The organism is Candidatus Effluviviaceae Genus I sp. (assembly GCA_016867725.1).
Taxonomy (GTDB): Bacteria; Joyebacterota; Joyebacteria; order Joyebacterales; family Joyebacteraceae; genus VGIX01.
Genome location: VGIX01000032.1, coordinates 1 through 21,881 on the forward strand (window position 1 = coordinate 1; position 21,881 = coordinate 21,881).

General features: G+C 69.5%; 19 protein-coding genes. 11 read left to right on the forward strand and 8 right to left on the reverse strand.

Features of this window, described 5'->3' with window-relative positions; genetic code table 11:
* The first annotated feature begins 334 nt into the window (after positions 1-334).
* The 3 genes from FJY74_07325 to FJY74_07335 are packed head-to-tail and all read left to right on the forward strand — an operon-like array spanning position 335 to position 3,268.
* Positions 335-1,807: a sodium-dependent transporter gene (locus FJY74_07325; GenBank protein ID MBM3308118.1), complete on the forward strand. Its 1,473-nt coding sequence runs from the start codon at positions 335-337 to the stop codon at positions 1,805-1,807.
* Positions 1,807-1,935, forward strand: a complete 129-nt coding sequence (locus tag FJY74_07330; GenBank protein MBM3308119.1) for a MetS family NSS transporter small subunit — start codon at positions 1,807-1,809, stop codon at positions 1,933-1,935. The genes FJY74_07325 and FJY74_07330 overlap by 1 nt, the downstream gene beginning before the upstream one ends.
* Complete coding sequence (locus FJY74_07335) at positions 1,916-3,268, forward strand: hypothetical protein (protein MBM3308120.1); 1,353 nt, start codon at positions 1,916-1,918, stop codon at positions 3,266-3,268. Before FJY74_07330 ends, FJY74_07335 begins: the two co-directional genes overlap by 20 nt.
* Positions 3,269-3,353: 85 nt before the next feature.
* Here the strand turns inward: FJY74_07335 and FJY74_07340 are convergent, their stop codons facing one another.
* The 3 genes from FJY74_07340 to FJY74_07350 all read right to left on the reverse strand — a co-directional run bounded on the left by FJY74_07340 (position 3,354) and on the right by FJY74_07350 (position 5,305).
* A complete protein-coding gene (locus FJY74_07340) occupies positions 3,354-3,905 on the reverse strand; it encodes a hypothetical protein (GenBank protein MBM3308121.1) in 552 nt (183 codons plus the stop codon).
* Between the two features lie 94 nt (positions 3,906-3,999).
* On the reverse strand, positions 4,000-4,581 hold the full coding sequence (locus tag FJY74_07345) for a hypothetical protein (protein MBM3308122.1): 582 nt from the start codon (positions 4,579-4,581) through the stop codon (positions 4,000-4,002).
* 130 nt (positions 4,582-4,711) lie between these two features.
* Positions 4,712-5,305: a hypothetical protein gene (locus tag FJY74_07350; GenBank protein ID MBM3308123.1), complete on the reverse strand. Its 594-nt coding sequence runs from the start codon at positions 5,303-5,305 to the stop codon at positions 4,712-4,714.
* 194 nt (positions 5,306-5,499) lie between these two features.
* On the opposite strand from FJY74_07350, the gene FJY74_07355 reads away from it, so the two are divergent.
* Genes FJY74_07355 through FJY74_07365 form a run of 3 tightly spaced genes read left to right on the forward strand, consistent with a single transcriptional unit; the run spans position 5,500 to position 9,287 of the window.
* Positions 5,500-6,144, forward strand: a complete 645-nt coding sequence (locus tag FJY74_07355) for a DUF47 family protein (GenBank protein ID MBM3308124.1) — start codon at positions 5,500-5,502, stop codon at positions 6,142-6,144.
* 54 nt (positions 6,145-6,198) lie between these two features.
* Positions 6,199-7,689 carry an inorganic phosphate transporter gene (locus FJY74_07360; protein ID MBM3308125.1) on the forward strand — a complete coding sequence of 497 codons (1,491 nt, stop codon included), beginning with the start codon at positions 6,199-6,201 and terminating at the stop codon, positions 7,687-7,689.
* Between the two features lie 11 nt (positions 7,690-7,700).
* Positions 7,701-9,287 carry a hypothetical protein gene (locus FJY74_07365; protein MBM3308126.1) on the forward strand — a complete coding sequence of 529 codons (1,587 nt, stop codon included), beginning with the start codon at positions 7,701-7,703 and terminating at the stop codon, positions 9,285-9,287.
* Here the strand turns inward: FJY74_07365 and FJY74_07370 are convergent.
* Positions 9,274-10,512 (reverse strand): aminotransferase class V-fold PLP-dependent enzyme, encoded by a 1,239-nt coding sequence (locus FJY74_07370; GenBank protein MBM3308127.1) that lies wholly within the window; start codon positions 10,510-10,512, stop codon positions 9,274-9,276. The two genes, FJY74_07365 and FJY74_07370, sit on opposite strands and share 14 nt — an antisense overlap.
* A 22-nt stretch (positions 10,513-10,534) precedes the next feature.
* Positions 10,535-10,717, reverse strand: a complete 183-nt coding sequence (locus tag FJY74_07375) for a hypothetical protein (GenBank protein MBM3308128.1) — start codon at positions 10,715-10,717, stop codon at positions 10,535-10,537.
* A 179-nt stretch (positions 10,718-10,896) separates the two neighbouring features.
* Between FJY74_07375 and FJY74_07380 the strand changes: the two genes are divergently transcribed.
* Entirely contained in the window at positions 10,897-12,036 is a 1,140-nt protein-coding gene (locus FJY74_07380) for an A/G-specific adenine glycosylase (GenBank protein MBM3308129.1), read from the forward strand.
* Here FJY74_07380 and FJY74_07385 read toward each other — a convergent pair.
* The 3 genes from FJY74_07385 to FJY74_07395 form a co-directional block, all read right to left on the reverse strand.
* The gene (locus FJY74_07385) at positions 12,008-12,976 is read right to left on the reverse strand and encodes a deoxyhypusine synthase family protein (protein ID MBM3308130.1); all 969 of its coding nucleotides are present in this window, start codon (positions 12,974-12,976) and stop codon (positions 12,008-12,010) included. The two genes, FJY74_07380 and FJY74_07385, sit on opposite strands and share 29 nt — an antisense overlap.
* Positions 12,977-13,149: 173 nt before the next feature.
* A complete protein-coding gene (locus FJY74_07390; protein MBM3308131.1) occupies positions 13,150-14,193 on the reverse strand; it encodes a hypothetical protein in 1,044 nt (347 codons plus the stop codon).
* Between the two features lie 324 nt (positions 14,194-14,517).
* Complete coding sequence (locus tag FJY74_07395) at positions 14,518-16,008, reverse strand: MFS transporter (protein ID MBM3308132.1); 1,491 nt, start codon at positions 16,006-16,008, stop codon at positions 14,518-14,520.
* Between the two features lie 167 nt (positions 16,009-16,175).
* On the opposite strand from FJY74_07395, the gene FJY74_07400 reads away from it, so the two are divergent.
* From FJY74_07400 to FJY74_07415, 4 genes are all read left to right on the forward strand, one after another.
* Entirely contained in the window at positions 16,176-18,197 is a 2,022-nt protein-coding gene (locus FJY74_07400; GenBank protein MBM3308133.1) for a TonB-dependent receptor, read from the forward strand.
* Between the two features lie 12 nt (positions 18,198-18,209).
* On the forward strand, positions 18,210-18,788 hold the full coding sequence (locus tag FJY74_07405) for a YfiR family protein (protein MBM3308134.1): 579 nt from the start codon (positions 18,210-18,212) through the stop codon (positions 18,786-18,788).
* Positions 18,785-21,028 (forward strand): PAS domain S-box protein, encoded by a 2,244-nt coding sequence (locus FJY74_07410; protein MBM3308135.1) that lies wholly within the window; start codon positions 18,785-18,787, stop codon positions 21,026-21,028. The genes FJY74_07405 and FJY74_07410 overlap by 4 nt, the downstream gene beginning before the upstream one ends.
* A gap of 108 nt (positions 21,029-21,136) precedes the next feature.
* Positions 21,137-21,881: PLP-dependent transferase (locus FJY74_07415; GenBank protein MBM3308136.1), on the forward strand; the 745-nt coding region annotated here is incomplete at its 3' end.

The window sequence follows — 21,881 nt, forward strand, 5'->3', positions numbered from 1 at the left end:
GCCGGGGTACCAGGGCTCGGTGAAGGCCGTGATGCTGAAGTAGGGCAGGCGGGTCCCCGCGGGCGCGAGGCTCGTGGGGCATCCGATGCGGTTGACGGCGGGGCCCGGGCGGAGACGCCCGGGCCCCAGCTTTGCACGCTGCTGGCACATCGTCGCGGCATCCACGTGGACCGGCATCAAGGCCCTCTATCGCTAGTTCGCACCCAGCGTGATGCATGTTCGGAGCCCCGCCGGCACGGCCGGCGGGGCTCTCTCGTATTGCCCCCGCTTTGCGCCTCCGCTAGACTGGCCGACATCGGTCACGGCACCGGGGCCTCTATCCGGAGGTGATAGCATGGCTCACCGCGACAGGTGGGCGAGCAGGCCGGCGTTCATCATGGCGGCGATGGGGAGCGCGATCGGGCTCGGCAACCTCTGGCGCTTCCCCATGGAGGCGTACGCGAACGGCGGCGGGGCCTTTCTCATTCCTTACATCGTCGCGCTGCTGACGGCCGGCATCCCGCTCATGATGCTCGAGTATGCGCTCGGCCAGCGCTTCCAGAAGTCCGCGCCGGGGTCACTGCGCGAGGTGGATCCCCGGTTCGAGATGGTCGGCTGGTGGGCGCTCGGCATCGGGATGGCCATCTGCGCGTACTACGCGGTCGTGATGGCGTGGTGCTTCAACTACCTGGCGTTCGCGTTCACGCAGCCGTGGAAGGAGAACCCGCAGGCATTCTTCGACTCGTTCCTCGGCCTGACGAAAGGCCCGGGAGCGCTTGGTACGATCCAGTGGCCGGCCGTCGTGGGACTCGCCATCACCTGGGCGTGGATCTACTGGATCATCAGGAAGGGCGTTCTTCGCGTCGGCAAGGTCGTCATGATCACCGTGCCGCTGCCGGCGCTCCTGACGGTCATCATCGCGATACGAGGGTTCACGCTGCCCGGCGCCATGGAGGGGCTGCGATACTACCTCACGCCGGACTTCAACGCGCTGCTGAACGCCAAGACGTGGCTCTCGGCCTACGCGCAGGTCTTCTTCTCCCTGAGCCTCGGGTTCGGGATCCTCACGGCGTACGCGAGCTACCTGCCGAAGCGCTCCGACGTGACCAACAACGCGTTCCTGACGGGTCTCGCGGACGCGGGCTACGCCTACTTCGCCGGCTTCGCCGTGTTCAGCGTCCTGGGCTACCTCGCGCAAGTTCAGGGCGTGCCCGTCGAGAGCGTCGTCAGGGGCGGCCCGGGCCTCGCGTTCGTCGTCTATCCGACCGCGATCAGCCTCATGCCGCTGGCGCCGCTCATCGGCGTCCTCTTCTTCATCACGCTGCTCACGCTCGGCATCGACTCGGCGTTCTCAATCGTCGAGGGTGCCGTCGCCGGTGTACGTGACAAGTGGAACCTCTCGCAGGGAAAGGTCACGACCTGGTTCTGTATGGTCGGGTTCCTGGTCGGGCTCGTGTTCACGACCGGAGCCGGACTCTACTGGCTCGACATCGTCGATCACTGGATGAACGAGTACGGGCTCGTCGTCATCGGTCTGGCCGAGTGCATCCTCATCGGGTGGTTCTTCGGGGCGGCGAAGCTCAAGGAGTACATCAACGAGGTGTCGGACTTCAGGGTGGGGTGGTGGTGGGACTTCTTCATCAAGTGGCTGACCCCCATCGCTTTGGGCATCGCGCTCGTCGTCAACATCGCGGGTGAGATGAAAGCGGCCTACGGCGGGTACCCGACCTGGGCGCTTCTCGCCGGCGGCTGGGGGCTCGTGGCGGCGATCATCGTCCTGGCCGCGGTGCTGGCGCGGCTGCCCGGCAGGACGAAGGAGGGGGCCTGATGTCGCCTTCAGCGTGGATCACCTGCGTGATCGTGTCGGTCATCCTGTACGGCGGGTTCGCAGTGTGCCTCGCCGTGGCGATCAGAAGGGGGCGGGAGGGGCGACGCGATGACGAGCAGGAGAGCTGACTTCGCAACGCGGCGCGGGTCGGTGGGCGGCCGCGCGTGGGCGATCGCCGCGTGCCTCGTCGTGTCGCTCGCGGCGAGCCCGGCGGCGGCGCAGTGGCCGTGGGATCCGGCCGAACCTGTGCCGGAACCTGATTACCCCGACGTGACGGCGTCGGTCTCCGGAGAGCCGCTCGCCGGGCGTGACGTCGTGGTCCTCGACGCCCGCCCGCGGGACGCCTACCTGCTCGGGCACGTCCCCGGGGCGCTCTCGGCGCCGGCGGCCGCGCTTCCCGACGTGTCCGTCGCCGCGGCATTCCTCGGCGCGCTGGGCCTGTCCGGCGACGAGAGGATCGTCTGCTGCGGCGAAGGCCCGGACCTTCGCGACGCCGCGCTGCTCTTCTGGTTCCTCGAGGCGGCAGGCGCGCGAGAGGTCGCCCTGCTCGAGGGAGGCATGGCGGCGTGGGCGCGCGGCGGCGGGCCGGTCGAGACGGTCGAGGCATCGCTCCGGCCGTGCGCGTGGGCGCGCGAGCCGGATAGCGACCGCATCGCCACGCGCGCATACGTCGCTGCCGTGTACGGCGAGACCGGTCACGAGCTCGTCGACACGCGCGGCTGGGATGTCTGGGAAGGTCTCCCGCAGGAGCCGGGTGGCGAGCGCACGCAGGCGTCGGGCGCCGCGCCTTCGACGCGCACCGGCCACGTCCCGCACGCGCTCCCGTACGACTTCAGTGAGTTCTTCGCGCGGGACGGCGCTCTCAGAAGCCCCGAGGACACGCGCGCGGCCTTCGCACGGCTCGGGCCGCGTCCGTCGAACCCCGTGAACCTCCAGGACGAGTTCGTTGTGTACGGGTGGGGCAGCGAGGACGGCGCCATCGGCTACTTCCTGCTGCGCCGCGCGGGCATCGTGAAGGTCCGATTCTACCCGGGCGGGTTCGACGAGTGGGTGTCCGACGCGGAGTCGCCGGTCACGCGCGTCGTCCACGCCGAGGAGATCCTCGCTCGCCTCAACCGGGAGCCCAAGCTGCTCGTTCCCGACACGCCGCCGCGCTCGTTCGTCCTCCTCGACGTGCGGCACGACCGCGACTTCGCCTTCGGTCACATCCCCGGCGCGGTCAACCTGCAGTCGCACGTCTTCGCCGACTCGCTGGATGCGACCGTGGCGCGACACTGGCCGGAGGCCGACAGGGCGACGGTCCCTGTCGTGTCCTACTGCTACGGGCCATCGTGCATCCGGAGCAGGAACACCTCGACCATGGCGGCGCGGGCGGGCTTCCTGAACACCGAGAGGTTCTACGGCGGCGTCGAGGAGTGGAAGGGGATCGGGGCGCCGGTGATCCGGACGCTCGGGCAGTAGGGACCTCCTCTCAGCCCCCAAAGAGAACCCCGCCCGGCGGTGCGCCGGGCGGGATCCCATTTCGTGCTTCAGACCGTGACCTGCTCTAGAAGGTGCTGAAGAGGCTCTTGATGGCGCCCCAACTCCTCTCGTCCACGGGGCTCAGCGGTGTGACCTGCACGTTCAGCTTGATCTCGACGACGTGGTACATCATGCCGGCGATGACCACGAAGTCGCAGGGGGAGATCTGACCGTCGCTGTTCGTGTCCTCCCACGCGTCCACGTGGCCGGCCATGCAGAACTCCGGATAGACCTGATGCCAGGTCTCGCACATGGGATTGGGACCGTACGCGCCGATCGGCTCCCAGTAGCTGATCATGCCCTGGAAACTGAGCACGTAGGTCGGGCCGGCCCACGTGACGTGGAAGCACCCGCAGTCCAGAACGAGCTGGTCGCACGCGCTCACGACGCCGTCACCGTTGTCGTTGTAGAGCTGCTGGTGGGACGTCGCACAGAAGTTCGGGTGCAGCTCGTGCCACGTCGAGCAGTTCGGCGGGATGTTCCGTCCAGGCGGGCCCGTGTACTCGAGGTAGATCTGCGCCGACGCAGGCACGGCGACCAGCACCGCCAGCACCACAGCCAAGAACACTCTCTTCATCGCGTCTCCTCCCTTCGGGCGCCCTCACGCCCGATCACCACTGCCCTCCACAACCGATCCGGCCCCGCGCCGGTTGCCTCCCTCGGGGGCCGACCTAGAACGTCCTGAAGAGACCCTTGATCTTGCTCCAGCTCTGCGGGCCCGTCGGGCTCGGCTCCTCGGACACGGTGATGTCGAGGTTGATCGAGGCCACGTGGTACGGGAACCCGCCGATCCAGACGATGTCGCACTCGCTCAGACGTCCGTCGCCGTTGTCCTGCCACTCGTCCACGTGCGCGGCGAAGCAGAAGTCCGGAGCGACCTGGTGCCACACCGAGCAGTACGGATTCGGGAGCGGGGGAAGCACCGTGGGCTCCCAGTACGACATCTCGCCGGTGGTGACGTTCTCGAGCTCGTAGGTCGGTCCGACCCAGTCGACGTGGTACCTCATGCCGCTCAGGATGATGACATCGCAGACGCTGACGATGCCGTCACCGTTGTCGACGTAGTCGTCCTGGTGATGGATCACGCAGAAGTTGGGGAACAGCTCGTGCCACTCGGAGCAGTTGCCGGGGATGGCATCGCGTGCGACGCCGGCAACGGGAGACCCGGCGAAATCGAGATAGATCTGAGCGCCTGCTGGCATGGCCAGCGCGATGACGCCCAGAAGAGCGAACAAGGCGAAGCAGTTTCTCATCTCCACCGTCCTCCTGCCCTGAGCACGCCAGGGCCGTTTCACCGCCCGCTCGACAACACCACGCACGCCGCTCGCGCATCGCGGCGCGCACCCCAACGCAGGGCGATTATACCACACTTGCCGAAGCGCATCAAGAACCAAAGAGGGTCCGGAAGATGTCCTTGATCCTCCCCCAGGTCCCGTGCTCCACGGGCGACTCGGGAGTCACGATGATGTTGAAGCCGACCTCCTGCAGATGCCAGAGCTCGCCGCCCAGGAGGATCATGTCGCAGGGACCCAGGAAGCCGTCCCCGTTGTCCTCCCAGCCGTCCACGTGGTGTGCGATGCAGAAGCTCGGGTACACCTCGTGCCAGGTCTCGCACACGGGGCTGCCGTCCCGGCCGGGCTCCATGGGCTCGAGGTACTTCCCCGGCCTCCCGGGCATCCCCTCGAGATAGTACGTCGGACCGATCCACTCGATGTGGTAGGACACGCCGTCGAGCACCAGGCGATCGCACACGCTCACGAAGCCGTCGCCGTCGTCCGCGTAGTCGTCCTGATGCCTCGGGGCGCAGTGGTTCGGATGGAGCTCGTGCCAGACCGTGCAGTTGAGCGGCACGGGCACGTCGGCCCTTCCCGGAACCCCGACGAGCTCGAGATGGACCGTCTGCGCGGCGGCGGGAGGACCCGCCGCCAGGAGCGCCGCTGCGAGGAGCAGCGCCGAAACCGCGACCAAGCCTCTCATGGTGCCCTCCTTCCTCATGGCTCCGGCGTCGCGCCACGGGACGGCCGGCGCCCATCGGTGTTCTCCCCGGTGACGGTCTAACACCGGCGACGGGGGCTGTCAACTCGCAAACAACGCCCTGGCCGTGGTATGCTCCGGCTGCCGGCGCCATCCGGGCGTCGGCGTCTGAGCCGGTCCTGGGAGGGAGCCGTACCATGGCCCATCTGTTCGCGAAGACCAGGCTTCTTGAAGCGAAGATCGACGAGTACCTGGACCACACCAGCGAGGTCGGTCTGCTCTTCGTCGAGGCCGTGAAGGACTACCTCGAGCACCGGCACGACGAGTTCGAGTCGCGCCGCAGGCACGTGACGGAACTCGAGCGGCACGCGGACGACCTCAGAAAGGGCATCGAGCGCCAGCTCTACGCCGAGACGTTGATCCCCGAGTCGCGCGGCGACGTCCTGGGCATCCTCGAGCACACGGACACCGTCATCAACGCCGTGAAGATGACGCTCATGCGGATGTCAGCGGAGCGGCCGCAGATCCCCGAGGGTCTTGCCAGGGACTACGTCGAGCTGGCCGACTACGGCTGCAGGGCCGTGCAGGAGCTCGTCGCGGGCATCCGCGGCTTCTTCCGCGGGGCGGCCTCCGTCTCCGACTGCGTCCACAAGGTGGCCTTCTGGGAGAAGGAGGCCGACAAGATCGTGGAGCGGCTGCGCAGAGACATCTTCCAGGCCGATTTCGATCTCAGCCGGAAGATGCACCTCGGCGAGTTCGTGATGCGCATCGGGATGGTCTCCGACGCCGCGGAGGAGGTGAGCGACCGCCTCGCCATCTCGGCGATCAAGCGGTCGATCTAGCCCGTCGCGCTGAGGCCGCCGGCCCGACCTGGGACGGCGTTCGGAGGCATCCGGATGCTCCTTCTCTATCTCACCAGCGCTCTCTTCCTCGGGTGGTCCCTCGGCGCGAACGACGCCGCCAACGTGTTCGGCACGGCGGTCGCCACGCGCATGGTGAAGTTCGGCACGGCCGCGCTCATCTCAGGGATCTTCGTCGTGCTCGGGGCCGTCGTGTCGGGCGCCGGGGCCTCCGCCACGCTGGGCGAGCTCGGCGCCGTGAACGCCCTCGGCGGCTCCTTCATGGTCGCGCTCGCGGCGGGTCTCACCGTTCTGTGGATGACCCGAGCCGGTCTCCCGGTGTCCGTCACGCAGGCGATCGTGGGTGGGATCGTCGGCTGGAACCTCTTCACGGGGTCGCAGACCGACGCCGGTTCGCTTGCCACCATCGTGTCCACGTGGGTCGCTTGTCCGATCCTCGCCGCAGCGCTCGCCGGACTCATGTTCGTCGGGCTTCGGTGGTTCCTGGCGCGGCGCGAGGTGCACATCCTCGAGCGTGACTCGCTCACGCGGATCGGGCTTCTCCTCGTCGGGGCCTTCGGCGCGTACGCGCTTGGAGCCAACAACATCGCGAACGTCGTGGGCGTGTTCGTCCCGGCTGTGCCCGCGGGGTCGGTGCGGCTCCTGGGCGCGGTGTCGTTCTCGCACGCGCAGATCCTCTTCCTCATCGGAGGGCTCGCCATCGCGGCCGGTGTCTACACCTACTCGAAGCGCGTGATGATGACCGTCGGCAAGGACCTCTTCAGGCTCACGCCGGTCGCCGGGCTCATCGTCGTGGCGGCGCACTCGATCGTCCTGTTCCTGTTCGCGTCGGAGGGGCTCCGGGACTGGCTCGTCTCGCGCCGGCTCCCGGCCATCCCCCTCGTTCCCGTGTCGAGCTCCCAGGCGGTGATCGGCGCGATCGTGGGGATCGCCATCGCGAAGGGCGGGAGGAACATCAAACTCGGGGTCCTGGGGCGCGTGGCAGGGGGATGGGTCGCGACGCCGGTCGCGGCCGGACTGCTCTCGTTCTTCGGTCTCTTCTTCCTGCAGAACGTCTTCACGCTCACGGTGCAGCAGCCGATCCCGTACGAGATCACGAAGCCGGCGCGCGCCCGTCTCGTGGCCCAGGGTGCTTCCGAGGAGGCGCTCTCGCCGCTCGTGGGCCAGCGATTCGCGAACGCGAGGGCGTTCAAGGCTGCCGTCAGGCGAGCGGAGGGACTCGGAGATGCCGACGTCAGGCTCTTCCTCGATGCAGCCGAGATCAGACGCTACGTGATCGACCCCGCGAAGATCCCCCGGCTGGACCTGGACCTCCTCACGCCGGGGCAGGTCGCCGCCATCCGCTCTCTCACGTGGAGGACGTACACGCACAGGTGGCAGCTTCGCGACGCGCTCGTGGCGGCGAGCGACCACTGGGCGTTCCTTCCGGACACGAGGCGAAACTACGCCCACAACAAGAACCTGGAGACGAAGCTCCGCTACGTCCAGGCCGCGTTCCGCGTGTACGAGATCGGTCCCGGTCAGTAGGAGGTGAGTCCATGCTCCGCGCAACGGCCGTCGTCTGGATGGTCCTCGCCCTCGCGTTCTCTGCGGCGCAGGCCGCGCCCGCCGCGCCGGGAGTCCGCGGCTGGCAGGCGGCCCTCGACGAGCTTCTCGCCGCGCCGCAGGGCGCCGACACCGAGCGGCTCATCGGCGAGATCGTCGCGGCGCGCCCCGCGTGGAACGACGTCGCGGCCCGGATCGAGGCTGCCGAGTTCCCCGCGCCGGCGACCCTCGGCGAGCCGATCCTGAGCTCGGTCACCGTGGCCGACACGCTGGAGCTCCCGTGGGTGCTCGTCGCGCCGCCGGGCTACGACGCGGCCGTTCCCACGCCGCTCCTCGTCGTGCTCCACGGCGGCGTCTCCCGCGCGCGGCCGGAGGAGGACCCGGTCGCCTACGTCGCCGACGACCCGTTCGCCGCGCTCGCGGCGCGCGAGGGGTGGATCGCGCTCTTCCCGTTCGGGCAGCTCGGGGCGACGTGGTGGGACCGGGTCGGCATGGCGAACGTCCGGGACCTCGTGCGGACGGTGAAGCGCGAGTGCAACGTGGACGACGACCGCGTGTGGCTCGGCGGGTTCTCGGACGGCGCGTCGGCCGCCTTCCTGTACGGGATGGTCGCGCCGAACGACTACGCGGCCTTCGTCGCGCTCAACGGTCACATCGGCGTCGGAAGTCTCGACGGCGACCTCCCGACCTACGCTCCGAACCTCGCCAACACGCCCGTGTACGCGGTCACGACGTTCGACGACCAGCTCTATCCGTCGAGCCTCATGCGTCGAACGCTCGACATGGCGCGCGCGGCGGGCGGCGAGGTGTTCTACCGCGAGCTTCCCGGCCGGCACGACTTCGACTATGCCGACGAGGAGTTGCCGCGGATCGCCGCGTTCCTCATGCGACACCCGCGCGACCCGTTCCCCACGCGGATCGTCTGGGAGAGCGCGCTCCCCGAGTTCGGCGCATGCCGCTGGCTTGCCGTCGACCGCGTGAGCCTGAGCGACCCCGAACCGTGGCACGGCGACTTCAACGTCGCCCTGCCCGACGACAGGGTGAGCGTCGGGTTCTTCCCCGACTGGAGCTACGAAGGAGACGGCGTGCTCGTCGGCGGGCTGCCCGACGGGGACACGGCCGCGCGGCGCGTCGGGCTCTCCGCGGGCGACGTGATCGTCGCGGGCGGCGGCGCGCCCATCAGGACCGGAGACGACCTCAACGACTACAAAGCGCGCCTCGTGCGCGGCGGGCCCATCAGCCTCACGGTGCTCAGGGGCGGCGCGCGCGTCGCTCTGGACGGCCGCGTCCCGGAGCCGGGCGCCTACAACTGCTTCAAGCGGGAACTCCCTTCCGCCCTCGCGAGGGCGAGCTTCTCGGCCAACCGCGTGGACGTCGAGGCGTCGCGCGTCGGCGCGTTCCGCGTGCTCGTGCACCCGGACATGTTCCGGCTGGACAGGAACGTCGTCGTGTCGGTGAACGGGAACGTCGTCTTCGACGCGCCGGTGGTCCCGGACGTCGGCTTCCTGCTGAGGCGCTTCCTCGAGCACCGCGACCGGAAGCTCCTCTACGTCGCGGAGATCCCGATCACGCTCGAGTAGCGCCCGCGCGTCCTTCGGCGAGGAGTTCCCCGAGCGCCCGCGCCAGGACCTCGTACTGCGCGCGCGAGTTGTAGATTTGCGCGGAGATCCTCACGATGCTCCCGGGCCCCGTCGGGCACGCCAGGACGGGGACCTCGATCCCGTACCGCTCCCGAAGCGCCTTCTCCATCGGATCGAACGCGAGCGCCGTCGTCTCGAAGCGGTACGGCCCGCGGGCGAACGGCACGCTCGCGAGCGTCCCGATCATGCTCTCGGGGCACGGCGGGTCCACGTCGAGCGTCTCGCAGAGGAGCGTGCGCGCGGCCAGCGCGAGGGCGCGGTTGCGCGCCATGAGTTCCGGCCAGCCGCCGGGGAGGAGCGATCCGAGGAACCGGATCGCGACGGGGACGCAGAGCGCGGGGGTCGGGTCGTCCGTCCCGGTCCAGTCGAACTCGAGCCTGAACCTCGGTCGGTCGGCGCGCGTCGAGTTCGCGCCGTGGCTCACGGTCAGGGGATGGACGGCTCCCTGCCTGTCGCGCCGCACGCAGAGGAGCGCGGCGCCCTTCGGCGCGCAGAGCCACTTGTGGCAGTTGCCGACGTAGTAGGCGGACCCAAGCGCGCGGACATCGAGCGGCAGCATGCCGGGCGCGTGCGCTCCGTCCACGAGCGTGTCGATGCCCCGCGCCGCGAGCTCGCGGACGAGCCGCTCGATGGGCATCACCATGCCCGTGAGGCTCGTCACGTGGTCGAAGAGGCCGAGCTTCGTTCGAGGCGTCACGCGCGCGAGCACGGCGCTGACGACGTCGTCGGGCGAGTCGCACGGGAATGGGACGTCGGCGAACACGACGCGCGCGCCGGTGCGCGCTGCGACGAAGTCGAGCGCGTTCCGGCAGGCGTTGTACTCGTGGCTCGTCGTGACGAGCTCGTCGCCGGGCTCGAAGCGGAGCGACCTGAGGACCGTGCTCACGCCCGTCGTCGCGTTCGGCACGAACGCGAGGTCGTCCGGATCGGCCCCCACGAACGCGGCGAGCGTCGCGCGGGCCTCGTCGAGGAGCGGCTCGAGATCGCGGACGAGGAACTGGACCGGCTGCCGCTCGAGGCGGGCACGGATGCGCGCCTGCGCGGCGAGGACGGGCGTGGGGCAGGCCCCGAACGACCCGTGGTTGAGGAAGAGAACGTCCGGGTCGAGCGACCAGTAGCGGGCAAACTCGGATCCGGACCGCGGGCACCTCATGCCGTCCGCCATGGGAGGATCGTCCTCGCGCGGGCTACTTCGATGCGGGCGCCTTCCTCCAGTTCGTCGAGCACCCGCAGTTCATGCACTGGGGGAACTCCTCGCCGGCCTTGAACTCGTGGGCGTCCACGCCGCCCTCGGTGTTGCAGATCTCGCAGAGGTAGCGGCCGGTCGCGGGCACCTTGTCGCCCGGGCCGAACGTCTCCTTCTCCTTCATGGCTGTCTCCTTGCGCCGGCGCGCGGCGGGTCGTGTTGGCCTCATCTGGGGCGCGGGCTCGCGCCCGCGTCGGACAGTCTACCGGACGCGGGTGCGCTTCGCAAGCCGGGCATCGCGGGCACGCTCGCGCGCCGCTGACGCGCTCGTGACGCCGCGGATCGCGTGATATCATGGAGCGCATGCACAGACGCGACACCTCGCGGCGGGGGACCTTCTCCCGCGCGCTTCTCCGCTGGTACGACGCGGATCATCGCGACCTTCCGTGGCGAAGGACGAAGGACCCGTACGCCGTGTGGGTCTCGGAGGTGATGCTCCAGCAGACGCAGGCGGCGCGCGTCGCGGAGTGCTGGCCGCGGTTCCTCGCGAGGTTCCCGAGCGTGCGCGCGCTCGCCGAGGCGGCGGAGGACGACGTCCTGGCCGCGTGGTCGGGTCTTGGGTACTACCGCCGGGCGCGGGCGCTCCTCGAGGGGGCGCGCGCCGTCGTCTCGGAGCGCGAGGGCGTCCTCCCCGCGACGGCCGACGAGCTCAGGGGCCTGCCGGGGGTGGGGGAGTACACGGCCGCGGCGGTCGCCAGCATCGCGTTCGGCGAGGTCGTGCCGGTGCTCGACGCGAACGCCGCGCGCGTCTTCGGGCGCGTGGCCGCGCGCCGCGCGGACGCCTCGACGGCCGCCGGCCGGGGGCGACTTCTCGCCGAGGGCGCGCAGCTCATCGACCCCGCCCGCCCCGGCGACTGGAACCAGGCCGTCATGGAGCTCGGCGCCACGGTGTGCCTGCCGGCGCCTCGGTGCGACGAATGCCCTGTTCGCCGCCACTGCCTCGGGCGCCGCTCGGGGCGGCCGGCCGCGTATCCTGGGTCCGGGCGACGGGTCACCTCGGTCGGCGTCACGGAGGCGTCGGCGCTCGTCATCCGTCGCGGGCGCGTTCTCCTTGTTCGCGGCGAGCATCCCAGGGGATGGTGGAAGGGACTCTGGGCGCTTCCGAGGAGCCACGGTCCAGCGGCCGCGGACCCCGCGGTTCTCACGGCGGAAGTGCGGCGGCTCACCGGCGTCTCGTGCCGGTTCGCCGGGCCGCCGGTCGCAGCGCGGTACTCGGTCACGAGGCATCGCGTGACGATGCTCGTGTTCCGAGCGACGCGCGTGACGGGCAGGATCGCTTCCGGAGGGTCGGCGGCGTGGTTCGACGCGGCGCGGCTCGTTGAGGCGGGCGCGCCCGCCCTGCCGGCACCCGACAGGCGGGCGATCGCCGCGGCGGCCGGTCCGCGCGCGGCTTCCGGCGGCCCGGCGAGAGCGGCTACTGTCCGAGGACGTACGCGAAGATGAGCGGGGCGACGATCGAGGCGTCGGAGTTGATGCTGAACTTCGGCGTCTTCTCGTCCAGCTTGTACCAGGTGATCTTCTCCGACGGCGCGGCGCCGGAGTAGGAGCCGTACGATGTCGTGCTGTCGGTGATCTGCGCGAAGTACGCCCAGTACGGGATCTTCTTCCGCATGTCCTGGATGATCATCGGCACCGCGCAGATGGCGAAGTCGCCCGGGATGCCGCCGCCGATCTGGAAGAACCCCACCGGGACGCCCTTCCTGCAGCGCTTGAGGTACCAGTCCGCGAGGTAGGCGAGCTGCTCGGTGCCGGACCGCACGGCGCGGTGGCTCTTGATCACGCCCATCATCACGTGGGCCGTGAACATGTTCCCCAGCGTGGAGTCCTCCCACCCCGGCGACAGGATGGGGATGCCCTTCTCCTTGGCGGCGAGGACCCACGAGCGCTCCGGCGGGATCTGGTACTTCTTCGCAAGCCCCGGGATGTCGAGGAGCTCGTAGATGAACTCGTACGGGAAGCGCGGCTTCCCCTTGTTCGCGGCGTCCTTCCACAGCTCGACGAGGAGCCTGTAGGTGTGGCGCATCACGGACTCGGGGATGCAGGTGTCCGTCACGCGGTTGAGGCCCTTGTCGCGGAGCCGCGCCTCGTCGCGCTGCGTGAGCGACCGGTAGTGCGGGACCATCTCGTACTCGTCGTGCGCGAAGAGGTTGAAGATGTCCTCCTCGAGGTTCGCGGCGGTGCACGAGATGATGTGGACCTTGTCCTGCCTGATCATCTCCGCAAGCGAGATCCCCAGCTCCCCGGTGCTCATCGCCCCTGCCATCGCCAGGAGCATCTCGCCGCCCCCGTCGAGGTGACGGCGCCACGCCTTCGCCGCGTCAACGGTCTCGCGCGCGTTGAAGTGCCTGAAGTGCGTGTCCATGAACGAGCTGACGGTTCTCATGGAAGTCCCCCCTCACGGGTGCGTCGCGTTCCGCCGCCGCGGTGCGTCGAGGTCCGACCATACTACGGCGCGGTCCTGAAGGCAACCCCGCGGGCCGCCCACCAAACGAGCGCCCCGCCGGGTTTGACCGGCGGGGCGCGGTGCGTGGGTCGCTTCTTCCGAGACCGCAGAGCCTACCTGTAGAGCGCCTTGATGGTGCCCCAGCTCGTGTTCTCGACGGGCGAGTAGCCCTCCTCGTAGAACCGGAGGACGTACTTCGAGCCGCAGGGGATGCTGAGCCAGCCGTCGATGGACACGACGATGGTGTACTCCACGCCGGCGGTCATCGCGTAGGTCATGCATCCGAGGTAGCCCTGCGTTGTCGCGATCGAGGTCAGGTTGTAGCTCACGCAGTCGGTGGTGCCGATCCACATCCTGCCGGGGAAGCTCGTGCAGAGGCAGGCGTTGACGACGATGTTGGTCGTCGGCGTGAAGTGGAACCAGTCCATGTCGCGGTAGTAGTTGGCGTCGTAGTTGCCGCTCTCGCCGCAGACCGTCGTGTTGAGCGCGAGCGCGTCGAACTTGTAGGGCGTCACGTTGCAGCCGCCGTTGTACGTGTCAACGTAACCGTCGTAGCAGGTCGGCTCCTGGTTCACGATCGCGCCCGGCGGGCAGTAGTTCGGGTCGCACGGCTGCGGCGGCACGACCGCACGGATGTGGAACTCGTATGCGCCGTAGTCGCCGGCGTATCCGTCAACCACGATCCAGTACGTGTTGCCCGCGTACGCCCACATGCTCTCGATGTAGGACCTGTAGGACGGCCCGGAGCAGAGGCTGCTGTCGTCGTTGCAGGCGTAGGGCACGCCCGGGGTGTACGTGTTCTCGTACACGTAGAGCTTCGTGTCGTAGCCGGAGTTGCAGGTGTAGATGTTGAGGAGCTGCGTGGTCGTCGGCGTGTACTTGTACACGACGTCGGGCGATGTCGAGCCCGTGTACGGGCAGGACTCGTCGTAGTCGTTGGCGTAGCCGACGGTGGTGCCGGTGTCGTCGAAGGGGACGGCGCCGATCACGAAGGCCGTGGCGAACGTGTCGCCGCCCTGGGTCTTTCCATCGGGCTCGGGGGGCATCACGGGAGGCACGTCCTTCACCGGCATCACATTCGACAGCGACGCGCTGTTCGCCGACGCGCACGCGGTGACAGCGAGCAGGGCTGCAAGAGCGAGGATAACGAGTCTCATTGTCTCTCTTCTCCCTTGTTCACAGGGGGCATGCTGCGGAGTTCATCCACACGAGTCCGGTCTGAGCGGCCGCCTCACCTCCTGCTTCCGTGCACGTTCGTTCACTCGCCTTCCGATGCCGCATCCCGCGCACCGCTCGATGCTCGCCGGCGATGTCACCGGACGGCCGTTGCCGACCCACGCGGGGCGACAGTATACAACAACACCATCCTGTCGTGCACGCACATAGTGTGCGCGTTGGCAATGATGATGCTGACGACGAGCGATACGTGGGCTTGCAGTCAGCGGTCGGGCGGGGGAGCGTGGCCGGCGTCCGGCCCGATGTCACTCCGGAGCGCCGTCCCCGCTCGGCGGCTCGCCCGGCGGTCGCCGCCTCAGGAGATCGTAGGGAAACCCCGCGAAGCCCCTGAACAAGGCCGCGCTCGCGAGCGTTCTCGCGGCGGTGCGCGCCTCGGCGTACAGCTCCGCGAAGACCTCCATCTCCTCGATGTCCCCGCGCTCCTCGACCCGACTCAGGAACCTGAGCGCCACCGCACCGGCGATGACGGACGCGACGAAGAGGAGATCCAGACCGTCGATGGCGAGGGACGGCAGTCCGCCGCCGCCCAGCGTCCATGCCACTCCTTGCGCCAGGGTCCAGTCGAGAGCCCAGCCCGCGAGGATCGGCGCCACGCTCGCTGCGGCGCCGAAGACGAGAGCGTTCGTCGCGAGGTAGCTCGTGGTGGAGGCGCGGGGTGCGAGCTTGAGCGCGGCGTTCCACCCGCAGAGCATCACGCCGGCGGTGGAGATGCCCGCCAGCACGTGGATGAGCGCGAGCATCCCGAGCACGAACGCCGGCGAGCTCCGCAGTCCGGTGAGCGGCCAGAGGACGGTGCTCGCCATGAACAGCGGGGCGGCGGCCGCGAGCACGGACTTGTTGCTGAACCGATCAGCGAGCCGGCCCCAGACGTTGAGGAACGCCGCGACCGCGCCCTGGTTGAGGAGGAAGAGCACCATGATCCAGGTCATGCTGAGATGGAGCCGCGTGAGCATGTAGACCGCGAAGAACGGCGTCGCGAGGTTCACGGAGAAGTACCACGTTCCAAGGAAGAGAAGGAGCCGCCGGAAGTTGGCATCGCGCAGCGGCTGAACCAGCGCGGCTCCGACGCTGCGGGCCTCGGGGCGGCGCATGCGCGGCTCGGGCACTCGGAGCAGGCACGCGATCCCGAGGAAGCCGACGGCGGCGGCAGCGAGAAGGAGCAGGGAGTAGGCGCCGATCTCCGGCTGCACGCGCGCCCGGTACGCATCCACGCCGACGCCGCCCAGCACGCTCACCGCGGCTCCTACGGCGACGGCGAGCGAGAGCCTTCTGCCGAAGTACCGCCCGCGCACGCGGTCGGGCACGAGGTCGCGCATCCACGGGCTGAAGGCGCAGTTGCCGACCGCGCCGATCCCCCAGAAGAGCGCGAGGGAGACGACGAGCACGGCGAGGCGACGCGGCGCCGGGAAGAGCCACGGCACCGCGGCCATCGCGAGGAGCGCGATCCTGCTCACGCCCGCGCTCGCGACGACGACGGCCTTTCGGAGGCCGGCACGCTCGACGATGATGCTGCTGGGCAGCTGGAGCATCTGCGCGGCCCAGGGGATCGCGAAGAGGAGCCCGATGACCTTGTTGGAGGCGCCAAGGAGGATGGCGTACGCGACGAGGAACGCGCCGCCCGAGAGCACGAGCATCGTCTGGGAGCACACGCCGTCGAGCAGGAGCATGCGAAGCCCGCGAGCGACCTCGGCCGAGGCGATGCGGTCAGCGGGCAGAAGGACGCGGGGCAGGCGCATGGTCGCATTATACCTCACGCCGGCGCGGGACGGGCGTTCCTCGAGCGCGCGAGAGGGTGGGCCTGCCGGCAGGTTGGCGACCAGCGGGTTGGCACGCCGGATGCTCCATGTCCTGCGGGAGCGACCGGGCTCTCGATGATGCTCATTCAGCAATCGAGTGAGGCGACATGCCAGCGTCGTGGTGGCGGGCGATGTGGAACGTCGGCGCCGGTGGGCAGCGCGGGGGATGCGCAGCGGCGGCCGTCGTGGCTCTGCTCGCGTGGTGCCAGGCCGGCAGCGCAGCCGCGCCGTCGTCCGCGGACCTCGCCGACCTGAGCCTTGAAGAGCTCATGGATGTCCGCGTCGTCGTCGCGGCCTCGCGCCACGCCGAGGACGCGCGCACCGCCCCCTCGTCCGTCAGCGTCATCACCGCCGAGGACATCCGGCGCTTCGGCTATCGGACGCTCGGCGACGCGCTCGCCTCCGTGCGAGGCCTCTACACCGCGTACGACCGCAACTACCAGTACGTCGGGGTGCGCGGGATCCTCCGTCCGGGCGACTACGGAAGCCGTGTGCTGGTGCTCGTGGACGGCTTCCGCGTGAATGACCCCGTCTACAACCAGGGTCCTGTCGGCGGGGAGTTTCCCGTTGACACGGCGCTCGTGGAGCGCATCGAGGTCGTGCACGGTCCGGGCTCGTCGCTGTACGGCACGAACGCGCTTCTCGCCGTGGTGAACGTCGTGACGAAGGCGGGCGACGCGCGGGGCGCCGATGTCTCGGCCGAGGTCGCGAGCGGTGGCACGGCGGGCGGCCGCGTCACGTTCTCCCGTCCGGGCCGCACCTCGGTCCTCGTGTCCGGCAGCCTGAGCGACAGTGACGGCAGGACGCTCCACTTCCATGAGCTGGACGACCCCGCGAGCAACAGCGGCTACTCGAGCAACGACCACGAGCGCAGCGGGAGCGCCTTCGCCCGGGCAACGCACGGGCCGCTCACGGTTCAGGCCATCTACAGCTCGCGCGAGAAGGGCATCCCCACGGGCGCGTGGGGCATGGTGCTCGATGACGAACGCAACCGGTCCCTGGACGAGATGGCGTTCGTTGATCTCGAATGGCAGCGCGGCGTGCCCGAGACGCTCTCGGTATTGGCGCGCGTCCAGCACGGCGCCTACTCCTACGAAGGCGACTACGTCTTCGACGACGGCGAGTATCTCAACCACGACAGAACCGAGGGGCGGTGGCTGGGTGGTGAGGCGCTCGTGATCCGCCGCTTCGGGACGCGCCACCTCGTTTCGCTGGGCGGCGAGTACCGCGATAACCTCCGGCTGGACCAGCTGAACTTCGACGGGGATGGGACGAGCTACCTGGAGAGTCTGGAATCGAGCCGGTTCTGGGGACTCTACCTCCAGGACGAGTTCGGCCTCTCCGACGCGCTGACGCTGCACGCCGGGCTGCGCTACGACGACTACGACACGTTCGGCGGCGACTGGAGCCCGCGGCTGTCTCTGGTCTGGTCGCCGACGACGCGCACCGTCGCGAAGCTCATCTACGGCGGGGCGTTCCGCGCCCCCAGTCCGTACGAGCTCTACTACCACGACGGGATGCAGACGCAGAAGCCGAACCCCGACCTCGGCCCCGAGAGCGTGACATCGTACGAGGCGGTGGTCGAGCACAGGATCGGCGGGACGTCTCAGCTGACGGTGTCGGTCTTCGCGATGGAGTTCGACGGCCTCATCGGTCTGGCCACCGACCCCACGGACAGCCTGCTCGTCTACCTGAACACGGACCGGGCGCAGTCGGCCGGCTTCGAGGTCGAGCTGGAGCAGCGGTTCGTCCGCGGGTGCTGGGGACGGGCGAGTTACAGCTACCAGACCGCGCGCGACGGCGCGACCGGCGAGCGCCTCAGCGGGTCGCCGCAGCACCTTGCGAAGGTCCACGTGACGCGGCCGTTCGCGCACGACAGGTTCATAGGCGCGCTGGAGGTCCAGTACGTCGGCGACCGGCCGACGGTGCGCGGCGGCACGGCGGACGCGTGCGTCGTCGTGAACGCCGACCTTCTCGCCGGCAGCGACGACGGCGCGTGGACCCTCGCGGCGTCGGTCGACGACGTCTTCGACCGCAAGCGGCAGGACCCCGCGTCGGAGGAACACGTTCAGGACGTCATCGAGCAGGACGGCCGGACGCTCCGGATCGAGCTCTCTCGGCGGTTCTAGGAGGTTCCCGTCGTGGTCGCGCGTGGCGCAGGAATGGGGACGGCGCGGCTCGTCGCGCTCGCGGCGCTCGCCGCGGTCGTCGCGCTCGCCCCGGCCACGGCGCGCCCCGCCGACCCGCCAACCGACCGCGATGTGAAGGCCGCCTTCCTCTACCGCTTCACGCAGTACGTCGAGTGGCCCACGGCGGCGTTCGAGTCGCCTGACTCGCCGGTCGTCCTGGGTGTGCTCGGGGATGCGGCGTACGTTCAGGTGATCGCCGCGTCCGCCGGCGGGAAGTCCGCCGGGGGGAGGCCGATCGTCGTTCGCCAACTCCAGTCGCCGTCCGGCGCCGTCGGGTGCCACGTCGTGTTCGTCGGCGCGTCCCAGGCGGCCGCGGTGCCGGCCATCGTGCGGGCGGTGAGCGCGTCGCCCGTGCTCACCGTGAGCGACGCCGCCGAGTTCGCGAAGGCCGGAGGCGCCGTCGGGTTCGTCGTGAGGAACGGAAAGGTCGCGTTCCAGATCAACGTCGGGGCGGCGGGCCGCGCCGGGCTCAAGGTGAGCTCGAAGCTCCTGCGGCTTGCCGAGATCGTCGAAGAGGAACGGCGCGCGTGAGACACGCATCCTACGCCGACATGCCCCTCCGGACGAAGATCACGCTCATCACCGCCGTGACCACGGCGGTCGTCGTGGTCGTCGTCGCGGCCGTGCTCCTGACGGGCGACATCACGTATGTGCGGACCTCAATGGTCAACAGAGTGTCGGGCCTGGCCGAGGTCGTCGGCGCGAACACGGCGGCGGCGGTCGTCTTCGACGATCCCACCGCGGCGGAGGAAGTCCTCAGCACGCTGAGCCGCGAGCCCCTCGTGGCGCAGGCCTGGGTCTACTCCGGGGATGGCTCCGTCTTCGCCGAGTATCAGGCGCCGGGGGCCGAGCCGGGGGCGGCGGTATGCCCCGTGCCCGGCATGGACGGGGCGACGTTCCACGGGGACCACCTGCACGCCTTCGTCACGATCCGTCAGGGTGGCGACGCCGTCGGGACGCTCGTCCTCCGCGCCGACACGAGCGAGCTCAGGGAGCGCATGCTCCTTGCCGTCCTCACCGCCGTCGCGGCCATGGGCTGCGCCGTTGGTCTTGCGGTGCTGCTGGCCTCGAAGCTCCAGCGCTTCGTGTCCGAGCCTGTCGCGAGCCTTGCCGGGGCCGCCCAGCGCGTCTCCGAGACGGGCGACTACTCCGTGCGCGTGACCAAGCGCGGCGACGACGAAGTCGGGCGCCTGTGCGACAGCTTCAACGACATGCTCGGGCAGATCGAGCGGCGCGACCGCGCGCTGGAGTTCCTGGCCGCCATCGAGCAGGCGGGGGACGCCATCGTCATCACGGACCCCGACGGCGTCATCGAGTATGTCAATCCGTCCTTCGAGCGCATCACCGGCTACGCGCGGACCGAGGTCGAGGGCAAGAACCCGCGGGTCCTCAAGAGCGGCAAGCAGGAGCCCGCGTTCTACGAGGACCTGTGGAAGACCATCGGTCGGGGCGAGGTCTGGCGCGGCCACTTCACGAACCGGCGGAAGGATGGGTCCCTGTACGAGGAGGAGGCCATCATCTCCCCGGTCCGCAGCGCCTCGGGAGCCATCGTGAAGTACGTCGCTGCGAAGCGGGACGTGACGAACGAGCGACGCATCGAGGAGCAGATGCGCCAGTCGCAGAAGATGGAGGCGATCGGCGAGCTGGCCGGCGGCATCGCGCACGACCTGAACAACGTCCTCACTGTGATCAACGGCCACGCGGAGCTCATGCTCGAGCGGGCGAAGGGTGTCGCCTCGCCGATGACGAAGAGCGCCACGGAGATCCTCAGCGGCGGACGGCGCGCCGCGCTCCTGGTCAAGCAGCTCCTGGCGTTCAGCCGCAGGCAGATGCTCCAGCCGAAGGTCCTCGACCTCAACGCGCTCGTCGCCGGAATGAGGGACATGCTGCAGAGCTTGGTGAGCGAGCGCGTCGAGATCACGCTCTCCCTCGACCCGGAGGCCGGCTTCGTGGAGGCCGATCCCGGCCAGCTTGAGCAGGTGCTCGTGGACCTCGTCGTGAACGCGCGGGACGCGATGCCCACAGGAGGGCGGCTCGCGATCGGGACGGAGAACGTGACGCCGGACGAGGAGTTCAGGCGATCGCACCCCGACCGCCGCGCGGCGTCGTACGTCGTGCTCTCCGTCGCGGACACCGGCGCCGGGATGCCCCCGGAGGTCATGGGCCGCATCTTCGAGCCCTTCTTCACGACCAAGGGCAAGGAGAAGGGAAGCGGGCTCGGGCTCGCGATGGTCTACGGCGTCGTCAAGCAGAGCGGAGGCGAGATCGACGTGCAGAGCGCTCCGGGCCGCGGCACGACGTTCCGGATCCACTTCCCGGTGGCCGGGACGCGCACGCTCCGCGAGATGGCCGACGCGACCGCGGAGCGCGCGGCGCGCGGCACGGAGACGGTGCTCGTCGTGGACGACGAGGCCCCCGTGCGCGAGTTCGTGAGCACGGTCCTCAAGGGGCTCGGCTACACGGTGATCCAGGCGAGCGACGGGCTCGACGCGCTCCGCGCGGCCGGTGAGCACGCAGGTCCGGTCCACCTGGCCATCACCGATCTCGCGATGCCCGCCATGGGCGGCGGCAGGCTGGCCGACCGGCTCTCCCGTCTGCGCCCGGGCGCCCAGGTGCTCTACATCTCGAGCTACTCGAACGGAGACGCCGGCCGGGACGAGATGCTCGATCCCGGCATGCACGTCCTCCGGCGTCCGTTCTCCGCTGAGACGCTCGCCAGGAAGGTCAGAGAAGTCCTCACGAAGCACGCCCCCGGAAGCGCGGTCGTCTGAGCCGCTGGCGCGACGCCGTCACGCTGGTGTACGATGCCGTCGTGTGACGCGGCGCCGCACGGCGCGGGTCCGCGCATCCACCCAGACCGTTCCGCCATCGGAGGCTTCATGGCTGACACCAGGAAGCGCATCGACACGCTCGCCGTTCACGCCGGCACGCCGACGCCGCGCGTTCTCGGCGCCATCGTCACGCCGATCTTCCAGTCGGCGATGTACGAGGACGAGGGCGCCTCGACGTACCACGACATCCGGTACATCCGCCTCAACAACACCCCGAACCACCTGGCCGTGCAGGAGAAGCTCGCGGCGCTCGAAGGCGCCGAGGCGGCGCTCGTGACCTCGAGCGGCATGGCGGCGATCACCACGGCGATGCTCTCGGTCCTGCGCGCGGGCGATCACCTTCTCGTGCAGGACTCGCTGTACGGAGGCACACACACGTTCGTCGTGCACGACCTCGAGCGGCTCGGGATCTCCTACACCTTCGTGGCCGCCGGCGACCCTCCGTCGTGGGAACGCGCGCTTCGCGCCGAGACCCGGGCGATCTACGTGGAGACCATCTCCAACCCGCTCATGCGCGTGCCGGACCTCGATGGCGTCGTGGCCTTCGCGCAGCGCCACGGCCTCGTATCCATGATCGACAACACGTTCGCAAGCCCGGTGAACTTCCGACCTGTCGAGCACGGATTCGACCTCTCGCTCCACAGCGGGACGAAGTACCTGAACGGGCACTCCGACGTCGCCGCGGGAGCGCTCATCGGGTCGGCCGAGCTGGTGCGGGGGGCGAAACGGATGCTCGATCACTTGGGCGGGTCGCTGGACCCGCACGCCTGCTTCCTGCTCGAGCGGGGGATGA

Coding starts and splice junctions, on each gene's coding strand:
- FJY74_07335 (MBM3308120.1), top strand. CDS start 1,916: ATGACGAGCAGGAGAGCTGACTTCGCAACGCGGCGCGGGTCGGTGGGC.
- FJY74_07355 (MBM3308124.1), top strand. CDS start 5,500: ATGGCCCATCTGTTCGCGAAGACCAGGCTTCTTGAAGCGAAGATCGAC.
- FJY74_07330 (MBM3308119.1), top strand. CDS start 1,807: ATGTCGCCTTCAGCGTGGATCACCTGCGTGATCGTGTCGGTCATCCTG.
- FJY74_07340 (MBM3308121.1), bottom strand. CDS start 3,905: ATGAAGAGAGTGTTCTTGGCTGTGGTGCTGGCGGTGCTGGTCGCCGTG.
- FJY74_07385 (MBM3308130.1), bottom strand. CDS start 12,976: ATGAGAACCGTCAGCTCGTTCATGGACACGCACTTCAGGCACTTCAAC.
- FJY74_07375 (MBM3308128.1), bottom strand. CDS start 10,717: ATGAAGGAGAAGGAGACGTTCGGCCCGGGCGACAAGGTGCCCGCGACC.
- FJY74_07345 (MBM3308122.1), bottom strand. CDS start 4,581: ATGAGAAACTGCTTCGCCTTGTTCGCTCTTCTGGGCGTCATCGCGCTG.
- FJY74_07400 (MBM3308133.1), top strand. CDS start 16,176: ATGCCAGCGTCGTGGTGGCGGGCGATGTGGAACGTCGGCGCCGGTGGG.
- FJY74_07350 (MBM3308123.1), bottom strand. CDS start 5,305: ATGAGAGGCTTGGTCGCGGTTTCGGCGCTGCTCCTCGCAGCGGCGCTC.
- FJY74_07365 (MBM3308126.1), top strand. CDS start 7,701: ATGCTCCGCGCAACGGCCGTCGTCTGGATGGTCCTCGCCCTCGCGTTC.
- FJY74_07360 (MBM3308125.1), top strand. CDS start 6,199: ATGCTCCTTCTCTATCTCACCAGCGCTCTCTTCCTCGGGTGGTCCCTC.
- FJY74_07325 (MBM3308118.1), top strand. CDS start 335: ATGGCTCACCGCGACAGGTGGGCGAGCAGGCCGGCGTTCATCATGGCG.
- FJY74_07370 (MBM3308127.1), bottom strand. CDS start 10,512: ATGGCGGACGGCATGAGGTGCCCGCGGTCCGGATCCGAGTTTGCCCGC.
- FJY74_07390 (MBM3308131.1), bottom strand. CDS start 14,193: ATGAGACTCGTTATCCTCGCTCTTGCAGCCCTGCTCGCTGTCACCGCG.
- FJY74_07380 (MBM3308129.1), top strand. CDS start 10,897: ATGCACAGACGCGACACCTCGCGGCGGGGGACCTTCTCCCGCGCGCTT.
- FJY74_07395 (MBM3308132.1), bottom strand. CDS start 16,008: ATGCGCCTGCCCCGCGTCCTTCTGCCCGCTGACCGCATCGCCTCGGCC.